This window comes from Psychrobacter jeotgali (genome assembly GCF_904846315.1).
Lineage (GTDB): Bacteria > Pseudomonadota > Gammaproteobacteria > Pseudomonadales > Moraxellaceae > Psychrobacter > Psychrobacter jeotgali.
This window is the reverse complement of sequence record NZ_CAJHAF010000001.1, coordinates 1,069,934-1,094,620: the sequence shown is the minus strand read 5'-3', so window position 1 is coordinate 1,094,620 and position 24,687 is coordinate 1,069,934. Positions and strand designations below refer to the sequence as shown.

Here is a 24,687-nt window from a genome sequence, read left to right as displayed (position 1 = left end):
ATAACAGCTCACAAGTAGATGCTCACCATAGGCTGTGTGAATTTATGCGGTTTTAAAAACAGAATTTAACGGATAAGGACACCCTTAGTGTTACAGGTTTGGTTAAGAGCGCAGAACAGTCCTTTGGCGGTATGGCATGCCGATAGCAAACAGTGGCAAACCGTCGATAATTGGCAGCAGTTATACGATACTTATTTCACCAATCATGTTAGTGCTCATGTCAGCGCTAATACCAATGATAATATCAGTGCAAAAAAAGGCTACTACAAAAATAATAGCCACAAAACCATATGTCTGTATTTCCCCTCTACTTATGCTCTGCAAGTTGATACCGAGCTTAACGCCACTCAGCTCAAACAACTTGGCACCAGCGGCAAGCAGTATTTATTTGAAGAAAACTCCCTTACTGCTGTTGAGCAGCTAGCCGTTCGTCAAACTGGTAGTCTTAATAACTACTATCTATATGCGCTCGCAAAAAGTGATATTGAAACTTGGCAACAAAGTGCAGCACTGGTGGGTTTAAATATCAGCGCTTTACTACCAGATTTCCTACTATTGCCGTCACCAGAGGAAGGGGCAGGTCAACAAATCGTCCTCTACCGTGATAGCTATACGACGCTATTGAGACAATCGCTTTACCAAGGGTTAGCGGTCAGCTACTTGCCTTTAATCCTTGAGCGTTTACCACATTTAAGCGAGGTTTGTAGAGTCCCCGCTATTGAAGAATTGCCTCATTTATCAGATGAGAGTTTTGATAATAGCGGTAGTAATATCAACACCAATATCAATAACAGTGCTTCGTTAAGCCTACAAAAAGCAAATTTGTTAAATGCTGAATTAACCACTGACGATACGCAAAATACAGTGACAGAGATAGTAGCTTTGATGAGCGCGCAGCAGATATTGCTAACTACGCTATCTGCGGTGCCAATACCGATTGAGCATCCTGAGCGCCATGCGCTTAACTTTTTTACTAAGTCATCCAGCTCTCAAATATCATCTTACCTAAAGGTAGCGATGATGGTAGCGTTATCAGCATTAGTGCTGCAAATAGTAACCGATAGCGTCCAGTGGTATCGTTACCAGCAGGCGGCTACCTCCACCCAAACTGCGATTGCAGCTCAATATCAGTCTTGGTTCCCCAATGAGCCCCTCAATCCTCGTACAAAACTACAAACTCAATTACAACCCAAGCTGCGTAGCGATAGCCAAAATTCGTCGTCACATTTGGCAATGCTGGCACGTATATCGCCGCTGATTAAACAATCTTCATTACAAGCGCAGGCGTTGGTTATGCAGCCTACAGCGCTTAGCTTTACTTTAATTGCAGCAGATCGTAATAGTCTTGATCAATTTACCAATACTTTGCTAGATCAAGGGATAGCGGCAACTTTGGAGCGAGTAAATAGTAATGAGCAAGGGCAGTTTAGTGGACAAATTACAGTAAATATCATAGATAAAGATAATAATGAAAGTAGCCAACTAGCCTCTTAATTGTATATTAGATAACCGTAGCGATTACGCCAAGGTCAAGCCATGAAGATACTCTCGCCTCGAGCTAAAAGTAATAGACCAGCGGAAAATGCGTTATTCGCACAGATGCATAGTTATCAGCAGTTGCTGTGGTCACGCTGGCAAGCTTTAGCGCCTCGTGATCAGCTGGCGTTAAGCTTACTTATGGTGTTTTTACTGCTATTTGTCGGCGGCTATGGGGGTTATAGCATACATCAAGCTGCCCAAAGCAGTAAGGCAGATTATCAACAGCAGGTTGCTGATTATTTTTGGTTGCGAGCGCAAGCAGCTAATATTGATAATAGTGCACTCAATACGGCTAATACTGATAGTATGGTGGCACTGCCTCCAGCCAGCAGGGTAAGCACCTTATTGAACGATTCGGGTATTAATGATGCTCAAGTTATCGCTACTAATGACACCGTACAACTGAGCTTTAATCATAATAGCCAAGCGGTAGTCAGTGCAGCACTTAGCGAACTGCAACAGCAAGGCTTACAGCTCACTCAATTAACCATGCAGCAAGATTTAATCACCAAACAAATCGCAGTACAAGCGGCGGTTGCCTTTTAGTTTGCTCTGCTGAGTATCTTGAAAATAGGGTAGCGTGCCACAATTAAAAGCATAGAAGCCACTACCGAGCACCTATGATTGGTATCGCTGTCAGTTATAAATGTTAGTTACGTGCCAGTTTAAGGATAATTATTATGAATAACTCGTCTGATTCTAAAGCTAATGAACGTGCACGTCGTCAACAACCCCTTAGCAAACCTACTGAATATGACGATGCTTTGAGGCAGGAGTCTTTTAGAAGCCAGCCTTTTGTTGATGAGCAGTCCATCTATCCTTTATCAGGCTCAGCCGCCCCGCAAACCCCATTGTTAACTGATAAAAAACAACGCTCTTTAGTCGCTTATAATCACCTTACTTATCTATTATATGTCTTGAGCTATTTTACAGCGGGTTTGCTGTGGATTGTGCCTATTGTAATGAATTACGCTAAACGTCATGATGCTGAGCATACTTGGCTCGCTACTCATTTTGATTGGCAGATTAAGACCTTTTGGTATAGTATTGTGCTGTTCGCTGTCGGCGCTTTACTAATCCTATTCGCTGTAGGCGGTTTGGGAATAGGGGTTATAGCGGAAAGTAACAACTTAGCCATTGGTTCGATTGTATTAACAGGTTTAGGTCTACTTATTATCGCTTTTACCTTTATTTGGCATCTATACCGTATTGTACGCGGCTGGATTGCCTTAACTGATAATCGCCCTGTGCCCTAAAAGGGTAATAAATTTAGTCATAAGGCTTTAGTTTTATGTCCATCAAACTGCTATAATTGCCGCGCTTTTTAGCGCTTCACTCAACATTCTAACCAGAGTCTATCGTCATTATGTCCTACGCCTTACTTCGCCCGTTTTTATTTAAGATGGACCCAGAGCACGCCCATGATATGACTTTGTCTTTATTAGAAAAAGCTCATAAAGCCCGTGCTTTAGGATTGGTTTATGGTCAGCCCATGCAGCCTACCGATTGTATGGGGTTACAGTTCTCCAATCCAGTAGGTTTGGCGGCGGGACTTGATAAAAATGGCGATTATATCGATGCGCTCGCTGAATTGGGCTTTGGCTTTATTGAAATAGGTACGGTGACTCCAAAGCCACAAATGGGCAATGATAAGCCGCGTTTATTTAGGCTCAAACAAGCCGATGCCATTATTAATCGCATGGGGTTTAATAATCAAGGCGTCGATTATCTTGTTGAAAATGTCAAACGCTGTAAATATAAAGGCAATATCGGTATTAATATCGGCAAAAATGCCAGCACTCCGGTTGCCCAAGCAGCGGATGATTATATTTATTGTTTAGAACGTGTTTATCCTCATGCCTCTTATATTACGATCAATATATCTTCACCTAATACCGAAAATCTACGTGATTTACAAAGTGGTGAAGCCTTAACCCAGCTACTAGATACTATTAAAAACCGTCATAATCAGCTGGCGACAGAGTATGGCTTCTATGTGCCGTTAGTGCTAAAGGTAGCGCCAGATTTAGAGCCTTTACAAGTCGATTATATCTCACAGCAACTGTTAGATTTTGAGATTGATGGGTTGATTGCGACCAATACTACCTTGAGCCGGGTGGGGGTTGAGGACTTGATTGATGGCGATCAGACAGGCGGTCTATCAGGTCGTCCGGTCAGCCATATCAGTACCCAAATCCTACAACAGTTCTCGGATCAACTTGAGGATAAGGTCGCTTTGATCGGAGTAGGTGGCATCGATAGCGGCGAGAAAGCGGTGAAAAAAATTAAAGCCGGCGCTGATATGGTACAGTTATATACGGGCCTTATTTATCGAGGTCCGGGACTAGTACAGTCTTGTATTCAGGCAATCGGAGGTTACTACGACGCCATGGAAGAGCAAGGTATCAACTAGAATGTACTGATAAAATATATTGAAATAAAACCCGTAAGGCCTAATAATTTTAAGTGTCAATTGAGTCAGCTGCGACTATAATAAACTAAAAGGCGATAAATATGAGTGGTCTAGATATTGTGATTGCCATTGTAGTCTTAATTGGCTTATGGCGCGGTTTTCAAGTGGGTTTAATTAAAACAGCAGTAGGACTGGCTGGCTGGTTTATTGCTTTGATCGCTGCTACTCGTTTAGCCAGCTCCATTGCTCCGCAGTTATCTGCTATCGTCCAAAACCCTGTACTACAAATGGCTTTGGCATTTTTATTAGTAGTACTAGTGATATTAGCAGCCATGCATCTGGTGGCATTTGTATTCTCAGGTGCGCTCAAAACTCTGCGGCTGGGCGTGGTAGATAAAATGGCGGGCGGCGTATTAGGCGCTGCTAAGAATGTATTAGTAGTATTGGTCATTATGAGTGTTAGTGCCCCGTTATTGGTACAGATGCCGCAGTGGCAAACTTCAGTACTTGCGCCAGAGCTTTTGCCTTATGCACCAATGGGTAAGGAGTTGGCTTCGGATATGCTAGGTGCTGCTTGGAATCAGATTAATCAATCATAAATTTATTTACTTAAGTTTTTCTTCTAAAGCCTAAGTAAAGCTTTTCAATCCTGCGGTCAATGATAATCCTTTATGTTATCAATACTGCTATAGCACTATTAATTTTCGGTTCAAAATAGGACATAACTATGTGTGGAGTCGTTGGAGTTGCAGCTCATGAGCCTGTCAACCAGATCCTTTATGATGCCTTAACCATGTTGCAACATCGTGGTCAAGACGCTGCTGGCATTGTAACCCTGCAAGATGGACGCTTATATCTGCGTAAAGAAAACGGCATGGTGCGTGATGTCTTTATGAACCGCCATATGATCAAACTGGTGGGGCAATTTGGCATTGGTCACGTGCGTTATCCAACCGCTGGCACTTCAAGCAGCGCTGAAGCACAGCCATTTTATGTCAACTCACCTTATGGTATTACCTTAGCTCATAATGGTAATCTGACCAATGCTGAGAGCTTGGCAAAAGAGCTGTATAAAGAGGATCGGCGTCATCTAAATACCGACTCAGACTCTGAGGTGCTGCTAAATGTATTGGCACATGAAATGCAAAATTTAGGCAAGACTCATCCTACTCCTGACGATATCTTTGAGGCGGTAAAAGCTGTTTATCATCGCTGTGAAGGGGCTTATGGGGTAGTGGCTATGATTACCGGCCATGGACTATTAGCCTTTCGTGATCCTAATGGTATTCGCCCGCTTATTTTTGGTGAGCGCTTAGCAGCCAATGGTGGTACAGAATACATGGTGGCCTCGGAGTCTGTGGCGCTAACTGGTTGTGGTTTTAATATCATTCGTGATGTAAAGCCGGGCGAAGCTATTTTTATTGATTTAAACCATCAATTGCATACTTACCAATGCGTTGAGCAGCAAGAATATACGCCCTGTATATTTGAGTACGTTTATTTTGCGCGTCCCGATTCCATTATGGATAATATCTCAGTTTATAAGTCACGCCTGCGTATGGGCGAGAAATTAGGCCAGAAGATCTTAGATGAGTGGGGTGAGGATCACGATATCGATGTGGTTATCCCTATCCCTGATACCTCGCGCACCTCAGCGATGGAATTGGCGCTGAAGATGAATATCAAATACCGTGAAGGGTTTATGAAAAACCGTTATATCGGTCGTACCTTTATTATGCCAGGACAGCAGCAACGTAAAAAGTCGGTACGCCAAAAGCTTAGTGCTGTACCGCTTGAATTCAAAGGTAAGAATGTCTTATTGGTTGATGATTCTATTGTTCGCGGTACTACCTGTCATGAAATTATACAAATGGCCCGTGATGCTGGTGCTAAAAAAGTGTTTTTTGCCAGTGCAGCGCCGCCGGTCAAGTACCCCAACGTTTATGGTATCGATATGCCTGTACGTAGCGAGCTTATAGCTTCAGGCCATAGTGTGGAAGAAGTGCGAGAGATTATCGGTGCCGATCGTTTGATTTTTCAAGACTTAGACGACTTAATTGATGCGGTAAAAGATACTAAGCACAGCAAGGTCGAAGGCTTCGATTGTGCCGTATTTAACGGCTGCTATGTCACCGGTCAAATCAATGAAGCCTATCTTGATCACCTACAGCAGCAGCGTAGTGAGACGGCTAAAACGGGTAAAAAAGGCGTTCAAATCGTTGCTGACACTCCTGTCGATATGATGGGTGTAGAAGAGATGTAATTGTCAAAGCTTGATGATAAAAATTAGGTAACAAGTAATATTAAGGCTGGATTCTAATAGAATCCAGCCTTTTTTATGATTTAAGAAGGGGAGTTTTAAATAGTTGTTTGTAATGCTGGCCGAGTGTTGATTCTGATGTAATAGCCGCTTAAATAACAATCCAAATCATGGCCATCGCCTTGAAAACTAGCCTAAAAAAGTATTCAGTAGCCAAAGCAGTCCATTAATGGCAGCGATACCAGCAATCATGCTGACCAGCAACTGCCGGCTGACATGATAAATTAACAATACTAACAGCAGCGCTCCAATTTGTGCCAATAATAAATGCAGCTCTGTACTATTTAAACCAGTATCTGCTGATAAACCTGAGTAGGACAAACTGGTCAGTATTAGTAGCACCAGCACCGATAACGGCAAGCTTTCATTTAACCGATGCAGCCACGGTTTATCGAGTAGCTTCTTGGGAGTAAGTGCGGGAATAGCTCGAGTAATAAAAGTCACTCCAGCCATGGCTAAGGTCGCTAAAATGAGGTAACTACTGGTCATTCGAGCCTCCTAATGATTGACGTTGTAGCCAAAATCCACGTGCTAAAATCAGTAGCATACACACAGCAATAGCAATCAGTAACAACCAATCACTAGTAAATAGCGAGGCGATGATTAGAGCAATAAGGGCAATACCAATAGGGAAATAACGTTTAATGTTTTGAAATTGCTCGTAAGCTAAAATTGCAAACAAGCAAATCAGAGCAAAATCTAAATGTGGCACCAAATCATTGAGGGTGCTCCCTATTAATCCCCCCATAGCTGAGGCTAATACCCACCAGCTTTGATTAAATAAACTTAAAGGCAATATCAGCCTTTGCCGGGTCTCAGTTGGTAAGCTAGTCATGACTGAAAAGGTTTCATCCGTAAGGGCAAATAAACAATAGGTCTTGGCTAGTTTTTGTTTGGGCATAGCGTCCAGTAAGGGTACAGCGTAGAAAATATGGCGCAGATTTATAGCAGCTATATTGGTAGCAAGGCTACTAATAGGTAGGCCTGCGGTTAGCATAGGCAAGCAAGCGTATTGGGCAGCACCCGCATATAAAACTACACTAAGCATAATAATCGCCCACAGCGGGACACCGGCAACTTGCGCTAATACTCCAAAGGCGATACCAGCTGGAATATAGCCCATTGCTACTGGAATACTTTTTTTGAAGCCTTCAGCCCACTGGTAGCTCGATTGTAATTGTTGTTTAGAATAAGTGGTCACGTAATGTCCTAAGCTGATCTAGATTTATTATATTAATGTCGTTATTGGGTTTATGAATTTATTCAGGGCTAATTTTACCGCTACGCTGTACCCGATATAAAAACCCGCCAAGGATGAGCATACGCAGAAGTAATAAGCACCAAACGCTAAGCCAAATCCCAGTCATATCATAGCGCTGATAAAGCAGGCCGCTTAACGGGAAAAACACCACAGCTAATAATAGAGCGGCATTGCGAATGATATTTCCTGCGGTCAATCCAAAAAAGATACCATCTAACCAATAAGCACCGACGCCAACCAGCGGCAACAATACCGCATAATGACGATAGGCAAAAGCCAGCTCAAAGACACTGTTAATATTGGTCATCATAGGTAAGTAGATTGGCATAGCGAGCCACCAAATAGTACTCAAAACTATAGCCAAACCATAGCTGACTATGCCGGTGCGTTTGACGATAATGCGAAAACTTCGCCAGTCCTTACGGCCGACTGCTTGGCCACTTAAGCTCTCAGCAGAGACCGCTACACCATCGAGAGCAAAGGCAGAAATACTTAGCACTTGTAATAATATGGCATTGGCTGCTAATACCAGATCACCACTTTGAGCGGATAGCCGCGTGATCCAAGCGAAGCTCAAGGTCAAGATAAGTGTCCGAATAAAGATATCTTTATTCAATGAAAATAGCCTAAGCATCTTAGATTTGGTAAAATGCTGTGGATCAGTAGTAAACAGGGAAGCCCAGGTCAATTGTAGATGCCGACGACTGAGCCATAATGCCACTAGTACGCCCGACCAAAAAGCCAGCGTAGTACCTAGCGCAACACCCACCAAGCCCATTTGCATACCATAGACGAAAAATAGTGTCAAAATAATATTGAGCAGAGCAATAAATCCTTGCTGGTAGAGCATATAGCGAGTCTTACCTTGACCGGCAAACCAACCGATAAAGGCAAAGTTCATCAGTTCGGCAATGACCCCCCAAAAGCGCACATCTAGATAGGTTTTTGCCGCCAGTCCACTAGCAGGATTAGCAGATAAGGCTTGCAAACCAAAGTCAATTAACCATGGTTTTGCCAGTAATAACACCGCTCCAATAATGATAGCTAACAATAAAGCGCGTTGCAGAATGGACAGTAAAGTGATTGAAGTTTGCTTAGTTTGTTCTTTATTGACTTGAGTTACTTGACCTAACGCTTGGGCAGATAAACCCGATGAGGCGTATTGAAGAAAGTTAAAGCTGACCAGTATTAATGATAACAATTGAATGGCAAGCCCCATGCCAGCAAGTTTTGCCGCATCATTCATATTCCCCACAATTGCCGTATCAATCACGCTTTGGAGTGGCATAGCTAAATTAGCCAACATCACCGGTATAGCAATTGCAATAATACGCTTATAGCGCGTATCAATAGGTGACCTTGAGGTTGATGAGGTAGCTGGCATTGTAATAATCGCTTCTACTAAGGCGGGTTGGATGATTGGTAACTTATACCTTTAAAAACAAAAGCACCTAGCTAATAGGTGCTTTTATCGTACTAAGCAAGATGATTCAGTTACCTAAACTGGTTCAAAAGGTTAGTCTTGCTCAAACATTTTTGGATCATTGAAGTTTACAATTTCCTCTTCAAATTCAGGTTTTACTTTTACCACAAAGTCATCACGTGATAGTCCCATTCTTAAAGGAATAGAGCTGGCGATATAAGTAGAGGAGTAAGTACCTGCTAGTAGACCAATAAACAGGGCTACTGAGAACCAATAGAGACCATCACCACCCAAGAACATCATCGCTAATACGACTAGGAGTACAGTCGAGATAGTCATAATCGTACGACGCAAAGTCTCTGTTAATGACAAGTCAATAGTTTGGCGTGGCGTAATACCGCGTACTCGGCGAAAGTTCTCACGGATACGGTCATAAACGACAATGGTATCGTTCAACGAATAACCAATTAAGGCCAATACAGCGGCTAGTACGGTTAAGTCGAACGGAAAACCGAATAAGGCAAAAACCCCAATGGTAACGACAGCATCATGAAAGAGTGATAGTACCGCACCTAGAGCCAGTTTGAACTGGAAGCGCAGTGCTACATAACCTAGCATACAAGCTAAGGCTAAAGCGATAGCCAGCACTGAGTTAAGATAAACCTCATTACCTACTTGGCTACCAATAATATTGACATTACTGATCTCAGCATCGTTATCAGCTAATGCTAGCGCATCGCTTAGACTGGCATTAAGTCCATCGATATTATCGGACTGCGGTGGCAGACGTACCAATAGCTCTTTGTTGGTGCCTAAATACTGAACGACAGCATCATCAAAACCGTTTTCAGCTAAAGCTTGAATGACATCCACCTGTTCTACAGACTGCTCATAGCGCACATCAGCAGATACGCCGCCGGTGAAATCAAGCCCTAGGTTTAGACCATTAACCGCGATAGCGATAATACTACCAATCACCATTAAGAGCGATAAAAGAGCCATAGGCTTTTCTATCTTCATAAAAGGGATAATGCGCTGATTGCCGATGGCTTTGATACCGCCTTCAGCTTCGGCAGCAGCAGTCTCAGCAGCGCTATCTAATGACTCTTGGGGGTCGACAGCCGTTTGGGTTGCCAACGCTTGAGTAGTTTTATCATCACGGCGTGATTTGCCTTTACGTGCTGAGCTGTTAGATTGATTAGTCTGAGTATTGCTACCTCTACCGTCACGACGCGGCTTTTTACGGCGGCTACGCTTATTGTCATTTGAACCGTCTGAGCCACCGGGGGTGGGGGTGTTATTATTTTCTAGCGGATTATTGTTATCAATCGCCATGTTATTCTCCTAACCGATGCTCAAACGTTTGATAGATTTACGCTTACCATAAGCAATTTGTACTAGCGCTCGAGTTACCAAAATGGCGGTAAATAGTGAGCTTATAATACCAATAGCTAAGGTAATGGCGAAGCCTTTAATCGGACCCGTACCGATGGCGAACAGGATAAATGCTACTAATAACGTAGTGATGTTGGCATCAAAAATACTACTAAAAGCACGATCGAAACCGGCAACTATGGCAGATTTTGGCCGGACGCCGTTGGCCAGCTCCTCACGTATCCGCTCAAAGATAAGCACGTTAGCATCTACTGCCATACCAATAGTCAGTACGATACCAGCAATACCAGGCAAGGTGAGCGATGAGCCTAAAATCGACATAATAGCGATAATGATAATGACGTTAACCGCCAAGGCCACGTTAGCAATCACCCCAAATAGACGATAGAACACAATCATAAAGGCAAAAACTAATAGATAACCGACTTGAGTAGAGAATAAGCCTTTATCGATATTCTCTTGCCCTAGTGAAGGGCCAATAGTCCGCTCTTCAACGAAATACATTGGCGCTGCTAATGCTCCTGAGCGTAGCAATAATGCCAGCTCAGCGGCCTCAGCATTACTATCAAGACCCGTAATACGGAATGAAGAGCCTAATACCGCTTGGATATTGGCACGGTTAATGACTTTAGTTTCTGCATAAGGCGTTCTTATTTCAACCGTTTCGCCAGTAGCGGGGTCTTCTTCATAAGTGACTCTTTGTTTATTTTCAATGAACAACACCGCCATTTGATTACCAACAGCTGTACGGGTAGCGTTTTGCATCAATCTACCGCCAGCGCTATCTAGGGTAATATTAACCTCAGGACGACCGCTTTCATCAAGACTGGTTTGAGCGTTAGTTACTTTATCACCGGTGACAATCGCTTGGCGCTCAAGCAGTACCGGCGGTCCATCAAGGGTTTCAAACGGAAAAGCTTCCGTACCCGCAGGAGGGATGCCACCTGTAAAGTTCTCGCTACCTTCGGCAACCATACGAAATTCAATATTGGCCGTACGACCAAGAACACGCTTAGCTTCAGCTGTATCCTGGACACCAGGCAGCTCAACTACAATACGGCTAGCACCTTGTGATTGTACCAGAGCTTCAGTAACGCCAAGCTCACTAATTCGATTACGTAAAGTAGTTAGGTTTTGATTGACAGCATAGCTATTAATTTCATCTAGCTTGGCGTCGTTATAACTCATGATAAGGGCAGGGCCTTGATCATCAATAGAGGATTGCAACGCAAAATCGTTACCCATAGACCCTTGCAGGATATTTTGTGCCCGGTTACGAGCATCGGTATCAGCGAAGTGCAATACGATACCTTGGGGCTCAGTTTTTATACCTTTAATTGCGATACGTTCCGCTCGCAGGTCACGACGTACGTCACGACTGGCACTGGTCAGCCTTTGCTCAAGGGCTTTATTCATATCCACTTCGAGCACGAAACGAACCCCGCCACGTAAATCCAGACCTAGCTTCATCGGCTTAGCACCAATGTCTCGCAGCCACTGCGGCGTCGTTTGGGCTAGGTTGAGTGCCACCACATAATTATCGCCTAAATTTTGACGTAAGACTTCTTGAGCCTTTAGCTGAGCATCTGGCGTATCAAGGCGTACTAAGGCACTATTGTCCTCAAAAGTGCCATCATGATAACTGATGCCAGCATCTTCTAATAAGCGTTGTGACTCAGTCAAAATGCCTTCAGATAATTGTGTACCCGCTGCCGCACTGGTGATCTGCACAGCAGGTTCATCAGGATAAAGGTTGGGGGCCGCATATAAACCGGCAATGATTAGCACGGCGACGATGAGTAGGTATTTCCAAGCGGGATATTGCATAATCACTTCTTTAAGTTGATAAAATACTGGCGACATAGGCCATAAGTCAGCAGATGGGAAGTTTGTGATTGCAAAGAGTGGCGGCTATGTTTTGGCTTAGCAGTCATCGTTGCGATCATCCGCTATGATAATAGGGTATAAAATTATTATTCTAAAACAACTTTTAATATTTTGGGCGATAAAACTTCGATAACCCATAGCAGAAAATGACCGTAAACTATTAACGGTCATTGCTATCATTTATAAAAAGCCTATAAATATCATAATAAGTGCCGAGAATCATGTCTCATTACTAGCACTTATATACTCTCGATAGTACCCGCTGGCAATACTGAGATAACAGAAGCACGTTGTACTTTTATGTCAGTATGATTATTCAAACTTACTACGGCATAATCGCCTTCAAGACTTTTAATACGGCCCATCAAACCACCGGCGAAGATGACCTCATTGCCAACGGTCAACGCACTCACCATAGCACGATGCTCTTTAGTACGCTTAGACTGTGGACGAATAACCAAAAAGTAAAAAATAGCAAAAAAAGCTACTGGTAATAAGATTTGACCAAATAATGAAGCGCCTGCAGCAGTTTCAGCGGCATGGGCTGACTGGATAAAAAAGCTCATAATTTCTCTCAGTGAATCGCATATAACAATAAAATTAGACGCATAGTAACAAAAATTCTTAGACTTGGCATTAGTTAATCATGGCACAAGCGTATTTTTCTTAGTATAACCTGAATGGGGGATGTTTTGATGGAAATGCTAATTAATAATGCGCCTACTTTAGCACTATATATAATAGGGGAAATACAATATAGGACGTTATAATAGACAGCAGAATAGCTGCAAGCAGAAAATCACTCGTAATACCTTGGTAATCCCCCCAATAAATAAGAACACTTACAAATAGAGATTAACTGCTAAAATACACCAGCAGGAGAATCCTATGAAAAAGACACGCTTTAGCGACAACCAAATCGTCAACATCCTAAAACAAGCCGAACAAGGCGTCCCTATTACCGAGCTATGCCGTGAGCATAACATCAGCCAAAGCACCTTCTACAACTGGCGATCTAAATATGGTGGTATGGACGCCACACTTATCAGCCGTCTTAAAGAGCTTGAAGTTGAAAATGCCCGCTTAAAGAAGATGTACGCTGATGAATGTCTTAAATCCGACATCCTACAGGATGCTATGTCAAAAAAGTGGTAGCGCCCCAAGGGCGCAAAGCGTTGGTTTGTCACTACATTGAAGATCGTAGCATTAGCATACGCCGTGCTTGCCGTATCTTTAACATCAGCGTCACCTGTTATTATCACAAGTCGGTGGTAACAGATGAGAACCAGCAAATAGCGGACTTACTTATCAAACTGACTGATGAGAACAAGAACTGGGGCTTTGGCTTGTGCTTTTTAACCTTGCGTAATGTGCTAGGACTGCCGTACAACCATAAGCGGGTATATCGCATCTACTGCGAGCTTGAACTCAACCTTAGAATCAAGCCTAAGCGTCGCATTAAACGTGCTAAACCAATACCATTAGCAGTACCTGATAGGATTAACCAAAGCTGGAGCATGGACTTTATGCACGACAGCTTAACTGATGGCCGCGGCTTTAGACTGTTCAATGTCATTGATGATTACAACCGTGAGGCACTCACCGTTGAAGTTGACTTCTCGCTACCGGCCGGGAGGGTCATACGCAGTCTTAATCAGCTTATTGAGTACCGAGGCAAACCTGTGCAGATAAGATGCGATAACGGCCCTGAATACATCAGCAATGCGCTCAAAGACTGGGCTGAGCAGCAAGGCATCATCTTAAGCTATATTGAACCTGGCAATCCACAGCAAAATGCGTATGTAGAGCGCTTTAACAGAACCATGAGATATGATTGGTTAAATCAGGAGCTGTTTGATAATCTAGAGCAGGTACGCGCACAAGCAGAAAACTGGTTATACCATTATAATCATAAGCGCCCAAACATGGGCAATGGCGGTTTTACACCGATACAGAAACTCAATCAGGCAGCTTAATTCTATTTATTAGGTGTCTTAAGTTTGGGAGGGTTACCCCTTAACGCCACTTAACAATCGAGGTCAGAGTATAATATGATGGACTGTGGTTATCAGTAGACAAATTATTGTTAAATTAAAGCATCAATGCTAATATCAGCTGTCTATATTTGCTTTCAATTTACAGCTTTTTATTATTCAAAACGCTAATACGTTTTGTCCTATTTATCTTAGTTAGGTTACCCAACTTGTTCCTGAAATCTTTATTTATATCTCATGCTGGTCGAGCCCGCGCTTATCGTAAAGAAGCGTCTTCTAAACCTCCGCCAAGAGCTTCTAGTGGCATCGGTAGTAGAGTAGCACCCAGAGCCGCCTTTCCGATTACAGCTCTATGGTTGATGTTGCTACCTCATGCAGCTTTGGCTGCGGATGTATCGGCAGCAGCGCCCACCGCTAGCAATATAGCTTTGTTGGTGTTATTCGTAGTAATAGCTATCGGCATCTCTTTTATCTGCTCTCTGGCTGAATCCGCTCTCCTTAGTATGACCCCTTCTTTTATTGCTGATGTCCAAGAGAGCAATCCTAAAAAAGCTGGTATGTTGCAGCGATTAAAGGTCGATAATATTGATCAATCACTGGCTGCCATCTTAACTTTAAATACCGTGGCACATACTTTAGGGTCTATTGGTGCTGGTGCACAGGCTACTATTGTGTTTGGTAGTGCTTGGTTCGGTTTGTTTTCAGCGGTTATGACCTTAGCTATCTTATTCATATCAGAGATTATTCCCAAGACTCTAGGAACCGTATACTGGCGTCAACTGAGCGGTATGGTGGCTTATTTTGTACGCGGCATAATTGTAGTTTTGTATCCACTAATTTGGATATCGGAGCGTTTAACTAAGCTATTGGTTCGCGGTAAAGAGCCGCAAACTTTTAGTCGTCGTGAGTTCGCGGCTCTTGCTAGTATTGGTGAAGAATCAGGACAAATAGATCCCCTAGAGTCCCGTATTATACGTAACCTTTTAGCATTTGGTGCTATTAAGGTCGAAGATATTATGACTCCACGTTCGGTAATGCTGGCATTTGAGCAAAACAAAACCGTGGCTGAATTATTGGCTGATCGCCCAAAACTGACTTTTTCGCGCTTACCTATTTATGATGGCGATCTTGATAATGTGACTGGTTTTGTATTAAAAACCGATATACTGTTAGCCAAGGTTAATCATGCTATGCATAAACCTTTGACTCAGTTCCAACGTGAAATTACCTTTGTTTTCTCCAAAATGAAGCTTTTCGACTTATTAGAGTTGATGCTTAAAAACCGTATCCACATTGCTATTACTGTCGGAGAGTATGGTGAGGTAAAAGGATTGGTCACTCTAGAAGACGTCTTTGAGACCTTACTTGGACTTGAGATTGTCGATGAAATAGATCGGGTCGAGGATATGCAAGCGCTAGCCCGGCAAATGATGGATAGAAGAGTAGAGCGCTTAGGCATGAAGCTTAGTGATGACGAGCGTTATGATAATCACTAATCATTAACCCCTGATTTGCCCAAATATAGGATATGTTGATGTTTATTGAGTATTGAATGTGATAAGTGTACATGCAATTATTACACACGGCGTTACATGACTGTAAGGAATTAATGCTAGGCTAAAAGCTAAAATTATACTAGCGGTAACTTGAATTAATCATTTGCAATAGTGTTCTTAGTTCCAGTTGTAACTACTGCTCTAAACTCAGTGCTCTAATTTCAGTATGGTAAAATAAGGACTTAGTTATCAGTTGATAATACTAGATCACAATAATTGAGTCACAATAAATGAGTATTTACAGCAATACCTATCATATTGCTAAGGACTATAATGAAGATTTTAGGAAAAAACAGCTTCTTGGCTCTGTTTATTAGAGGAGCCAGTATAACGTCGTTGGCAATTGCTGCTAGTACAGTAGCTATCAGTGCGCAAGCTGCCACTATGACTGAGGGCTTGGTACAGGGTTATGCTGCTGCTATGAAGTCGGCGGCAAATAGTAAAAATATTAACCAAGTAGCAAACTTAGTCTCTGATGATGCTTTAATCTCTTTATCAAGGAAAGGTAAGTCAACCAGCTTAGATAAAGATGCATATCTTAAGCTCTTACAAAAAAGCTGGAACGAAGCTTCGAACTATAATTATGATATCGACATTAGTAATATTGTCATTACTGGTTCACAAGCAAAAGCCAATGTTAATACGGTTGAAAGTTGGGTAAAAGACGGCAAGAGAGTTTCATTTGTGACCAATTCTCGTACTACTTTAACCTTGTCCACAGGTAATGCGGTCTTACTAAGAGCTGTCTCTCAAGTCACTATTGATTAATTAATACTGATTAGCTACTAGTAATTGATTACTCTTGAGCAAACAAGTAATTGAGTAAATTTGTGATTTGATCTTGTTCTTAAATAGGCTCACGACTGGCTAAATTTGTAAATGTGATGGAACAGTCATCCAGCGATGATTGACCTAGCATTGAACCCTAATTATGCTATGGTTAAGTTTATATAATAGGTTAAGTTTCTGTAATAACTCAATGTAATTACTAGTGAAGTTAGTCCTTAAGCAATCGTTAAGTGTGATTAGGATCATAATCGAGCTTTAGTACGTTTGAACTCCATTGAGATGTTATTAATACTGTGTTAACGGTTTCACCTCTATTTTATTACTATCTATTCTTATCGCTAGGAAGCCTTTATTATCATGTCTACTGTGTCCTCACATTCTCGCTCATTTATTGCTTTACCCTTGACGCTTGCAGTGTCAACCTTATTGATCAGTGCTTGTAGTAATACCTCAAGCGTAAAAAATACTGGCGTAACTACTAACCGAGCTCCGGTAGTGACTAAGCGGCCGACTACTCAAACTACAGTAACTCGTCGACCGGTAGCCACCACCCCCAGTACCGATGATTACTCAACAGCCTACCTAGATGCTGATAGTTTGGATGAGCTGGCTGATTTGTTAGAAGCTACCGACATGACGATGGTTGAAGACAATAAACTGGCCATTCAGCAGTATGGTGATCTTTGGAATCGTTTACGTGCTGGTTATGGTATGAATAATAAACCTGTTTATAATCAACGTATTGAGGGCCAAAAGAACTGGTTTATCAGCCGCCAAGATTATTTGAACCGTTTAGCTGCACGTTCAAGCCGTTATTTATATCATACGGTGCGTGAAGCCGAGCGCCGTAATATCCCCACTGAACTGGCATTATTGCCCGTTATTGAAAGCTCTTACGATCCAAGTGCTACCAGTAGTGCTGCTGCTGCTGGTTTATGGCAGTTTATTCCCAGTACCGGCCGTATTTATGGTCTTAATCAGAGCAGTAGCTACGATGGTCGTCGTGATGTAATCGAGTCAACACGTGCTGCTTATGACTTCTTAACCGCTTTGTATAACCAATTTGGCAGTTGGGAGCTGGCATTAGCGTCTTATAATGCCGGTCCTGGCCGTATCCAAAGAGCGATTGATGCGAATGCTGCGCAGGGCTTGCCGACCGATTACTGGTCTCTTAGACTGCCTACTGAGACCATGAACTATGTTCCACGTTTCCTAGCAGTTGCAGATATCGTCTCTAAACCCGAACAATATGGTGTCTACCTCCCTGCTATTGCCAACCGTCAGCACTTTCGTAGTGTACCGGTCAATTATGGCGTGAGTTTGCGAGAAGTAGCTCAAGTTACCGGTACCAGCTATGATGAGCTAGAGCGACTTAATACGGCTTTAATCTCAGGACGAATTGACTCTTCGGGCCCGCAGCGAGTAGTCATTCCTAACGATGTGAGTCTTAATGTCGATGCCAAGCTTAGCTCTCTCAGAGGTAATGGTACAGGTAACGTACTGGCATCGTCTGGCGTAACGACCACTAGTCCGAGTACGACTATTATCAGTCCTACTACCAGTTCAAGCAGTCCAAGTTATAACAGTGCGCCATATACTAGTTCATCCTTGCCTTCTACTGGCAGTGGGCTTGCTGATTATGCTGCTAATGCGACTGTTCCGCAGCAAACAACCAGCTATATCTCTCCGTCTGCTAGGCCTACTAGCAGTTCGGTTTATAGTGATAAAGCTTCATTTAGCACTGAGCCGCCCATCACCAGTAGTGAAACTAACAAGATTAATGCTGAGCTTCAAAAGAGTAATAGCCTACCCACCACTTCGGCTAAAATTACTCAGAATAATACTATTGTCCAAGAACCTCCTTTAAGTAAGGAAGAGCGTGATTTTATTGCCAAGCAAATTCAATCGCAAACCTCTGAGGTCAGCCAAGCGGTCAGCCCAGTCGATGGCAATATTAAACTATCGGCTATCCAAACCCAGCAGTCTATTCTTGAGGCAAGGGGTGAGGAGAAAAAACTTAGTTTTGCAACTACGCCTACTAGTAAGCCAAAACCACAAGGTAAACGCACTACTTATACGGTGAAGCGCGGTGATACCTTATCGAATATTGCTAGTCGTGCGGAGGTGAGCTGGCGTGATATTGCTGAGTGGAATCAGATAGATGCGAGCGCCAATCTGCTGTCTGGTAGTACCTTATACCTTTATAATGCCAAACCTATTGAACCTCTGAGCAGCGCTAGTACTGCTGCCGCTAGCCAACCTGAAAGCTATACAGTGCAGGCAGGGGACACCCTTATTGGTACGGCCAATCGTTTTGGCTTATCCGTGACCCAATTGGCAAACTATAATAATCTAAGTAGTCGGGCAGATCTGCTTCGAGGCCAGAAGCTTTGGTTAGTACCTGGAAAAGTTAAAGCTCCTGTAAGTACGCCAGCAGCTCCGTCTTCTACACCGAGTCAGTCGTCTGCCAGTGTCAAAAATTATAGAGTAAAACCAGGTGATGGCTTGATTGCTCTAGCACGGGAATTCAATATACCAACCTCTACTTTAGCTAACCTCAATGGCCTGCGCACTACTGATTCACTTTATGTGGGTCAAGTGCTAAAAGTACCGGCTAATGTAAAGTTTGCTGCCGCTAGCAGTAGTAGCTCCAACAGTAGTAGTGCAACAAGTAGTTCGGTTGCGACTAGCAACTATACAGTGAAAGCAGGCGAAACCTTAATCGGTATCGCTAATGATTTAGGTGTTAGTGCCACTGATATTGCTGCTGTAAATAGTAACTTTGATGCCAGAGCCCGCTTGCAGCGTGGTCAAACAATAAAAGTACCGGTTTCTAAGGCGGAAGTTAATCGTCAGTTGAATGCTCAGCCGATCAGCTATAAGGTAAAGTCAGGAGACACGCTAACGGGCGTTGCCAGACGCTATAATATTGGTTTGAGTGACTTGGCTTCGGCAAATAACCTGAGTACCAACTCCAACTTAATACTAGGGCGTACCATCACTATTCCGGCTAGCGGCAGTAGCACTGCTAGTAGTAGCAGCGCCTCAACTAGCAGCACCTCGACCAGCAATAGGGGCACCAAGATCAGTAATACTGAAAACTATAAAGTCCAGCCGGGTGATGGTCTAATCGCACTGGCAAATCGTTTTGGCGTATCGGTTGATGATTTAGCAGCTACCAATAACTTGACAAGAACGGCACAGCTGCAACGTGGACAGACTCTAAAAGTACCAAAAATGACAGTTAGCTATACGGTCGGATCAGGCGATAGTTTAATTGGACTGGCACGTAAGTATGGCGTATCACCTAAAGAGCTGGCGGATATGAATAATATTGCCCCTGATACTATGCTGCAGCGTGGTCAACGCCTAACCGTACCCAATCGTTAATGCGATATTTTTATAACGTATAGACGGTAAAATCAAAAAGCTGCCCTTATTAATAAGAGCAGCTTTTTATTTATATTTTATTCAAACATCCTGTTTCGAAGCGCTTAAACGGTTTGGGTTTTTATAGTCTCAAGATAGCTGCGGATATTACTGACATAATGCATCGCCTGTCCGTAACGACTATTAGAAGCTCTGTTTTCTGATAAGTAGGCATAAACGTTTGCCCAACTTTTATCATCAATACCTTGCTCACGAAGCTTACGTTGGATACGTTTTACAGCATTAGGTCCCATGTTATAACCAGCCAGCGCAAACCAAATCCGATCCTTTTGAGGAACATCGGCAAAGTCAGCTTTAACCTGTTCTAAATAACGCGCCCCGCCGCCAATACTTTGGTAAGGGTCGACTCGATTAGACACCCCCATAGCTTTGGCGGTGCTATTGGTCAGCATCATCAGACCGCGCACCCCTGTAGGTGAAACTGCATTGGCATCCAGATGAGACTCTTGATAGCCCATCGCCACTAGCAGCTCCCAATCATGATTATAATTCTGCGCTTGCATCTCAAAGGAGGATTGATAGCTGGGTAGTTTTTCAGTCAGAGTCTGTTTAAAGTGTTTTTGGCTATAGGCGTCTTTAAGCAAGCTTTGGTTATAAAACGCTGCAAGCTTTTGAGTGTTTTCTAACTTGATACTATCGCATAAGTAGGCGCTGGCTTTTCTTGCTAGGGGGTCGTGCGACTGCTTAAAAGTCCAGCTTACTTTTGGATGCAAGCCATTATTAGTCAAGCTGGTATCGTATCCGCAGCTTAAATTAACCGAGGATAGACTAAGCTCATTTTTTAATTGGGTACTAGCGGTAGTTAAAGCCATATCCGCCGCACCTGACTGCAGAGCTCTTAGCGCGGCTTCTTCGCTAGCATAAGCTTTTAGGTCGATGTTGACCCCAAGCTCATCGGCATAACTGCGTAGCAAATCAAACCCAAAACCATGCTGAAAACCATCGGTAGCAAAATAGGTGCTATCGCCGGGTACTGCAGCAACGGTCAGAGTTTGATCCATCATAACGCGGTCATAAGTAGGCACTTGCGCATTTATGGTCGTCAAACTCTCGGCCGGTAAAGAGAGTAGAGCGATGCTAGATACTTGGGCTAGTTTTTTAGTCTTGGCAAAACGAGCCAATGGAACGAGGTTACTTTTAGTGTTTAAAGTTCGCTTAGAGGGACGTAGTAGATAAGAAATACGACGTTTGGCTCCCTGCGCAGACCCTTTTACACGATAAGTAATACGTTGCATGGATGTCTCCTGATTTTAGCCATCCTGCTTATCACCGATATATTTAGCGCTTTTCTCGATATATTGACCGAGTCGTACGGTGAATATATTGATAAAAACTTTAAGCATATCGCAGCTAATACTGCGGCATATACAGCTACAGTATTACTTTGTTTGACTAAAGCTGCATAAGCCAGCTTTTGTGCTAATAGTCATGCTAGTATTAGGGGTTACCACTATAGCGACCCTAAACGATAAACTTATGACCACACGCTTGTGCAAAACTGATATAAAGCGCGTGCCAAAAGGAGATAAATTAATAATAATAATCTCTAAAAAGTCACCATCTAAAATACGTTACCACTCAAAACATAATGTTATTAAGTAGCTCGCTTTTTAAGTACAAAGCTTAAATAGTACAAAGCTTAATAATAAAAACCCTTAATACCGAGCAGCAGCACTAAAATGCTGTGTCAAACATAGATAAGGTCATGAATAAATTATTGAGACCCAAGCGTAATCAATATTAACTAGCTAATAATACCTAGATTTATAAGATAATAATTTTATAAACCCATATATTATCATTACGCTTGCACTCAGCAACACTCATAGATAGTCAACTTTAATAGATTCATCACTAAGGTGATACTTATCTAATAAAATCAAACTTTCTATCGCTGCGACGTTAAGCGTATAACCCTGTAGCTTTTATCCAACCAAAATACAAGAATATACCCTCAATGCCATAACCGGAGGCTGTAGCAAATGAAAAGTTTCATGACAAAACATTCTCTTACAAGTAACTTATATAGGGTTAGTTAATATATTATTCAAGATCTGCTGACTAAAGAGTGATAAAGCTTAACAATTAAAGGATAAACGGTAAAAATAGCTGGTGTTTTTGTTCAAGCAGGATTATCGATATCGATAAAGGTGACCGGTATGTCGAATTTTTCAGCGACTAGATTGCCCAAAGCTTTTATACCACCACGTTCAGTTGCATGATGACCGCAGGCGAAATAATCAATACCTAGCTCTCGGGCACTGTGAGTGGTTCGTTCTGATATCTCGCCTGAGATAAAGGCATCACAGCCCATAGCGGCCGCCTGTTCGATCATATCTTGGGCGCCGCCGGTACATATGCCAATACGTTCAATCAATCTTGCATTAGCGGGCTGGTTATCAGTGTGATAGTAGTGACCTGCGATATGCAAGGGCGTGCGCTGTAAGGTTTGGGTAATACTAGTTATTAGGCTTTCAGCCGTTTGAGGCTGACCACTGGCTATATTGCCGACAGGATAAGATTCATCGGGGTAAAGCGGCCCAGTAATCGTCAGATTCAGGGCTTCAGCCAATTTGGCATTATTACCAATAAGGGGATGAGCATCAAGCGGTAGATGATAAGCGATTAACGAGATGCCATGTTGCATGAGCTTACGAATACGGCGACCTTTCATGCTCACTAACGGCTCAGGCTCTCCCTTCCAAAAGTAACCATGATGTACCATAATAGCTTGTGCTTGAGTATCGATGGCTGCGTCAATTAATGCTTCGCAAGCCGTTACACCGGTAATTATACGCTTGATGGCTTGACCGCCATCGACCTGTAAGCCGTTGGGTGAGTAGTCTTTAAAGGCCGCCACCGATAAATAGTCGTCACAAAACTGGGTTAGTGCTTGAGCGCTGATAGTAGGCTGAGATAGGGTGGTGTTATTATTAGGGTTACTATTATTTATGGTCATTTCACACTCACTATAGAATACTGAAATTTGCTACGTCATCTTAGCATAGGGTTAAAGGCTCAAAAGTAAAGCAATAGTCAAAGAAAAACTTATTTAATGGGCTAGAAAAGCATACCATATCAAAGCTGTAATGCTATAAATCGGGTTTACTTAATAACTGAAATGGTACACGATACGTTACTATTCTTACTGGTTGCCAGTTATAATTTACGTTTGTAAATACTTTTTTCTCATAATTTTATAACGCCTATCAATGAGCTTAGGGGTTGTTTTTAGCAAGTTTATGCTTATCTGTAATCATTTATAGAGGTTCTGTATGTCGTCATCCCCGAACACCAATCGCAAGTCCACCGTTTGGAAGTGGTTACCTTGGGTTTTACTGCTGGCGTTAATTGCGGCATTTATCTGGCTGTTTATGAGTATGAAGACCCCATCATCAGAAGCAACATGGGAACCTCCTAGGACGGAGCCTAGTGAGCAACAGCTACAAGCGCCGGTCGCTGATACGCCAGATCCTATCGAGTCTTATCACAATGCCGTAGCCCGAGCTTCACAATCAGTGGTCAATATCTATACCACCCAAGCTATGGCAGAACATCCTTATATGGATGATCCAGTATTACGCCGTTTTTTTGAATTCCATGGTAATACTCCGCAAGGTAATGGCCCGACTAACTTAGGCTCTGGGGTGATTGTCTCAGAAGACGGTTACATTGTGACTAATGCTCATGTGATCGAAAAGGCTGATGAAATTACCGTTGCCTTCAATGATGGTCGTAAAAGCCGCGCAAAAATTATTGGTACGGATCCTGACAGTGATTTGGCAGTGATTAAGGTCGATATGAACGGTTTGACACCGCTGGCATTTCGAGAAGCTCCTAGCCGGGTGGGCGACTTGGCCCTGGCGATTGGTAACCCATTCGGTGTAGGTCAAACAGTAACCCAAGGGATCATCTCAGCTACTGGCCGTACGGGGCTAGGAGTCAATAAGTTTGAGGACTTCATCCAGACTGATGCCGCTATCAACCCAGGTAACTCAGGCGGGGCGCTGGTCGATGCTCGTGGTGAATTGGTCGGTATCAATACAGTCATTTTCTCTCGCTCTGGCGGTTCAATGGGTATTGGCTTTGCAATTCCGACAGCTATCGTTGAGCAGGTGATGAATGCACTGATTAAAGATGGCCGCGTAAGCCGTGGTTGGCTTGGTATTGAGATTCAATCACAGCTGCGTGATCCAACTCAGCTGGAAACTTCAACTGGTGTCGAGGTGCTAAACGTGGTGCCACAAGGACCTGCTGCTAAAAGCGGTTTACAAGTTGGTGATATTATCTTAACTATCGACGATGTCGAGATGACGGACGCAAATAAACTGATTCAGTATGTAGCACGTAAGTCGCCAGATACGGTGTTAAATACGCAGATATTACGTAATGGTAAGAATGCTGAAGTCCAAGTGGCCTTAGAGGAGCGCCCAGCGCAGGAAGAAATGCAGCCCCCGCGTATCCTCTATGACGAAAGTCTTGGTGGTCGTGGCCATCCTGATATACGAGGTGAGGAGCAGGAAGTACCGATGATGTCAGAAGAGGAGCGTGATCGTATGCGTGAAGAGCTACTTAAACTATTTGAAAATAATGGCGCACCTCAGTAAAGGCTAGGCTCAATAAAAGTATCGATAGCCTGGTAATCTCTAGCTAAAAAAGT

19 protein-coding genes are annotated in these 24,687 nt (G+C 43.0%); 11 read left to right on the top strand and 8 right to left on the bottom strand.

Going from position 1 to position 24,687, the window contains the following annotated elements; all coding sequences use genetic code 11:
- Positions 1 to 87 precede the first annotated feature (87 nt).
- The 6 genes from gspL (at position 88) to purF (ending at position 6,215) form a co-directional block, all read left to right on the top strand.
- On the top strand, positions 88 to 1,494 hold the full coding sequence (gspL, locus tag JMX18_RS04425; RefSeq protein ID WP_201584876.1) for a type II secretion system protein GspL: 1,407 nt from the start codon (positions 88 to 90) through the stop codon (positions 1,492 to 1,494).
- A gap of 42 nt (positions 1,495 to 1,536) precedes the next feature.
- The gene (gspM, locus tag JMX18_RS04420; protein WP_201584874.1) at positions 1,537 to 2,085 is read left to right on the top strand and encodes a type II secretion system protein GspM; all 549 of its coding nucleotides are present in this window, start codon (positions 1,537 to 1,539) and stop codon (positions 2,083 to 2,085) included.
- A 134-nt stretch (positions 2,086 to 2,219) separates the two neighbouring features.
- Positions 2,220 to 2,795 carry a DUF4870 family protein gene (locus tag JMX18_RS04415; protein WP_227674557.1) on the top strand — a complete coding sequence of 192 codons (576 nt, stop codon included), beginning with the start codon at positions 2,220 to 2,222 and terminating at the stop codon, positions 2,793 to 2,795.
- A 110-nt stretch (positions 2,796 to 2,905) separates the two neighbouring features.
- Positions 2,906 to 3,952 carry a quinone-dependent dihydroorotate dehydrogenase gene (locus JMX18_RS04410; RefSeq protein ID WP_201584867.1) on the top strand — a complete coding sequence of 349 codons (1,047 nt, stop codon included), beginning with the start codon at positions 2,906 to 2,908 and terminating at the stop codon, positions 3,950 to 3,952.
- Positions 3,953 to 4,053: 101 nt separating this feature from the next.
- Positions 4,054 to 4,551, top strand: a complete 498-nt coding sequence (locus tag JMX18_RS04405; protein WP_201584865.1) for a CvpA family protein — start codon at positions 4,054 to 4,056, stop codon at positions 4,549 to 4,551.
- Positions 4,552 to 4,679: 128 nt separating this feature from the next.
- The gene (purF, locus tag JMX18_RS04400) at positions 4,680 to 6,215 is read left to right on the top strand and encodes an amidophosphoribosyltransferase (RefSeq protein ID WP_201584863.1); all 1,536 of its coding nucleotides are present in this window, start codon (positions 4,680 to 4,682) and stop codon (positions 6,213 to 6,215) included.
- 186 nt (positions 6,216 to 6,401) lie between these two features.
- Here the strand turns inward: purF and JMX18_RS04395 are convergent, their stop codons facing one another.
- The 6 genes from JMX18_RS04395 to yajC form a co-directional block, all read right to left on the bottom strand.
- Entirely contained in the window at positions 6,402 to 6,761 is a 360-nt protein-coding gene (locus tag JMX18_RS04395) for an AzlD domain-containing protein (RefSeq protein ID WP_201584861.1), read from the bottom strand.
- Positions 6,751 to 7,395, bottom strand: a complete 645-nt coding sequence (locus tag JMX18_RS04390) for an AzlC family ABC transporter permease (RefSeq protein ID WP_201588219.1) — start codon at positions 7,393 to 7,395, stop codon at positions 6,751 to 6,753. The genes JMX18_RS04395 and JMX18_RS04390 overlap by 11 nt, the downstream gene beginning before the upstream one ends.
- A gap of 136 nt (positions 7,396 to 7,531) precedes the next feature.
- Positions 7,532 to 8,917 carry an MATE family efflux transporter gene (locus tag JMX18_RS04385; protein ID WP_201584854.1) on the bottom strand — a complete coding sequence of 462 codons (1,386 nt, stop codon included), beginning with the start codon at positions 8,915 to 8,917 and terminating at the stop codon, positions 7,532 to 7,534.
- A gap of 132 nt (positions 8,918 to 9,049) precedes the next feature.
- The gene (secF, locus tag JMX18_RS04380) at positions 9,050 to 10,291 is read right to left on the bottom strand and encodes a protein translocase subunit SecF (protein ID WP_201584852.1); all 1,242 of its coding nucleotides are present in this window, start codon (positions 10,289 to 10,291) and stop codon (positions 9,050 to 9,052) included.
- Between the two features lie 9 nt (positions 10,292 to 10,300).
- The gene (gene secD, locus JMX18_RS04375; RefSeq protein ID WP_201584850.1) at positions 10,301 to 12,178 is read right to left on the bottom strand and encodes a protein translocase subunit SecD; all 1,878 of its coding nucleotides are present in this window, start codon (positions 12,176 to 12,178) and stop codon (positions 10,301 to 10,303) included.
- Between the two features lie 299 nt (positions 12,179 to 12,477).
- Complete coding sequence (gene yajC / locus JMX18_RS04370) at positions 12,478 to 12,804, bottom strand: preprotein translocase subunit YajC (RefSeq protein WP_201584848.1); 327 nt, start codon at positions 12,802 to 12,804, stop codon at positions 12,478 to 12,480.
- A gap of 322 nt (positions 12,805 to 13,126) precedes the next feature.
- On the opposite strand from yajC, the gene JMX18_RS04365 reads away from it, so the two are divergent.
- From JMX18_RS04365 to JMX18_RS04350, 4 genes are all read left to right on the top strand, one after another.
- Positions 13,127 to 14,214, top strand: a protein-coding gene (locus JMX18_RS04365) for an IS3 family transposase (protein WP_201583165.1) whose coding sequence is annotated in 2 segments (ribosomal slippage) — positions 13,127 to 13,379 and positions 13,379 to 14,214 — 1,089 coding nt in all. Because the reading frame shifts where the segments join, the coding sequence is not laid out codon by codon here.
- Between the two features lie 377 nt (positions 14,215 to 14,591).
- On the top strand, positions 14,592 to 15,728 hold the full coding sequence (locus JMX18_RS04360) for a CNNM domain-containing protein (RefSeq protein WP_201588218.1): 1,137 nt from the start codon (positions 14,592 to 14,594) through the stop codon (positions 15,726 to 15,728).
- Between the two features lie 333 nt (positions 15,729 to 16,061).
- A complete protein-coding gene (locus JMX18_RS04355) occupies positions 16,062 to 16,556 on the top strand; it encodes a hypothetical protein (RefSeq protein ID WP_201584839.1) in 495 nt (164 codons plus the stop codon).
- Positions 16,557 to 16,934: 378 nt separating this feature from the next.
- Positions 16,935 to 19,967, top strand: a complete 3,033-nt coding sequence (locus JMX18_RS04350; protein WP_201584837.1) for a LysM peptidoglycan-binding domain-containing protein — start codon at positions 16,935 to 16,937, stop codon at positions 19,965 to 19,967.
- Between the two features lie 104 nt (positions 19,968 to 20,071).
- Here the strand turns inward: JMX18_RS04350 and JMX18_RS04345 are convergent, their stop codons facing one another.
- Together JMX18_RS04345 and JMX18_RS04340 are read right to left on the bottom strand one after the other, a co-directional pair.
- Positions 20,072 to 21,262: a transglycosylase SLT domain-containing protein gene (locus tag JMX18_RS04345; RefSeq protein ID WP_201584829.1), complete on the bottom strand. Its 1,191-nt coding sequence runs from the start codon at positions 21,260 to 21,262 to the stop codon at positions 20,072 to 20,074.
- Positions 21,263 to 22,149: 887 nt separating this feature from the next.
- A complete protein-coding gene (locus tag JMX18_RS04340; protein ID WP_201584819.1) occupies positions 22,150 to 22,986 on the bottom strand; it encodes a Nif3-like dinuclear metal center hexameric protein in 837 nt (278 codons plus the stop codon).
- A gap of 316 nt (positions 22,987 to 23,302) precedes the next feature.
- On the opposite strand from JMX18_RS04340, the gene JMX18_RS04335 reads away from it, so the two are divergent.
- On the top strand, positions 23,303 to 24,634 hold the full coding sequence (locus JMX18_RS04335) for a S1C family serine protease (protein WP_201584811.1): 1,332 nt from the start codon (positions 23,303 to 23,305) through the stop codon (positions 24,632 to 24,634).
- Positions 24,635 to 24,687: the final 53 nt, after the last annotated feature.

Bases quoted from the DNA above. Each gene is read 5' to 3' on its own strand.
- gspM (WP_201584874.1), top strand. From the start codon at position 1,537: ATGAAGATACTCTCGCCTCGAGCTAAAAGTAATAGACCAGCGGAAAAT.
- JMX18_RS04415 (WP_227674557.1), top strand. From the start codon at position 2,220: ATGAATAACTCGTCTGATTCTAAAGCTAATGAACGTGCACGTCGTCAA.
- JMX18_RS04410 (WP_201584867.1), top strand. From the start codon at position 2,906: ATGTCCTACGCCTTACTTCGCCCGTTTTTATTTAAGATGGACCCAGAG.
- JMX18_RS04405 (WP_201584865.1), top strand. From the start codon at position 4,054: ATGAGTGGTCTAGATATTGTGATTGCCATTGTAGTCTTAATTGGCTTA.
- purF (WP_201584863.1), top strand. From the start codon at position 4,680: ATGTGTGGAGTCGTTGGAGTTGCAGCTCATGAGCCTGTCAACCAGATC.
- JMX18_RS04395 (WP_201584861.1), bottom strand. From the start codon at position 6,761: ATGACCAGTAGTTACCTCATTTTAGCGACCTTAGCCATGGCTGGAGTG.
- JMX18_RS04390 (WP_201588219.1), bottom strand. From the start codon at position 7,395: ATGGGCTATATTCCAGCTGGTATCGCCTTTGGAGTATTAGCGCAAGTT.
- JMX18_RS04385 (WP_201584854.1), bottom strand. From the start codon at position 8,917: ATGCCAGCTACCTCATCAACCTCAAGGTCACCTATTGATACGCGCTAT.
- secF (WP_201584852.1), bottom strand. From the start codon at position 10,291: ATGGCGATTGATAACAATAATCCGCTAGAAAATAATAACACCCCCACC.
- secD (WP_201584850.1), bottom strand. From the start codon at position 12,178: ATGCAATATCCCGCTTGGAAATACCTACTCATCGTCGCCGTGCTAATC.
- yajC (WP_201584848.1), bottom strand. From the start codon at position 12,804: ATGAGCTTTTTTATCCAGTCAGCCCATGCCGCTGAAACTGCTGCAGGC.
- JMX18_RS04360 (WP_201588218.1), top strand. From the start codon at position 14,592: ATGTTGCTACCTCATGCAGCTTTGGCTGCGGATGTATCGGCAGCAGCG.
- JMX18_RS04355 (WP_201584839.1), top strand. From the start codon at position 16,062: ATGAAGATTTTAGGAAAAAACAGCTTCTTGGCTCTGTTTATTAGAGGA.
- JMX18_RS04350 (WP_201584837.1), top strand. From the start codon at position 16,935: ATGTCTACTGTGTCCTCACATTCTCGCTCATTTATTGCTTTACCCTTG.
- JMX18_RS04345 (WP_201584829.1), bottom strand. From the start codon at position 21,262: ATGCAACGTATTACTTATCGTGTAAAAGGGTCTGCGCAGGGAGCCAAA.
- JMX18_RS04340 (WP_201584819.1), bottom strand. From the start codon at position 22,986: ATGACCATAAATAATAGTAACCCTAATAATAACACCACCCTATCTCAG.
- JMX18_RS04335 (WP_201584811.1), top strand. From the start codon at position 23,303: ATGTCGTCATCCCCGAACACCAATCGCAAGTCCACCGTTTGGAAGTGG.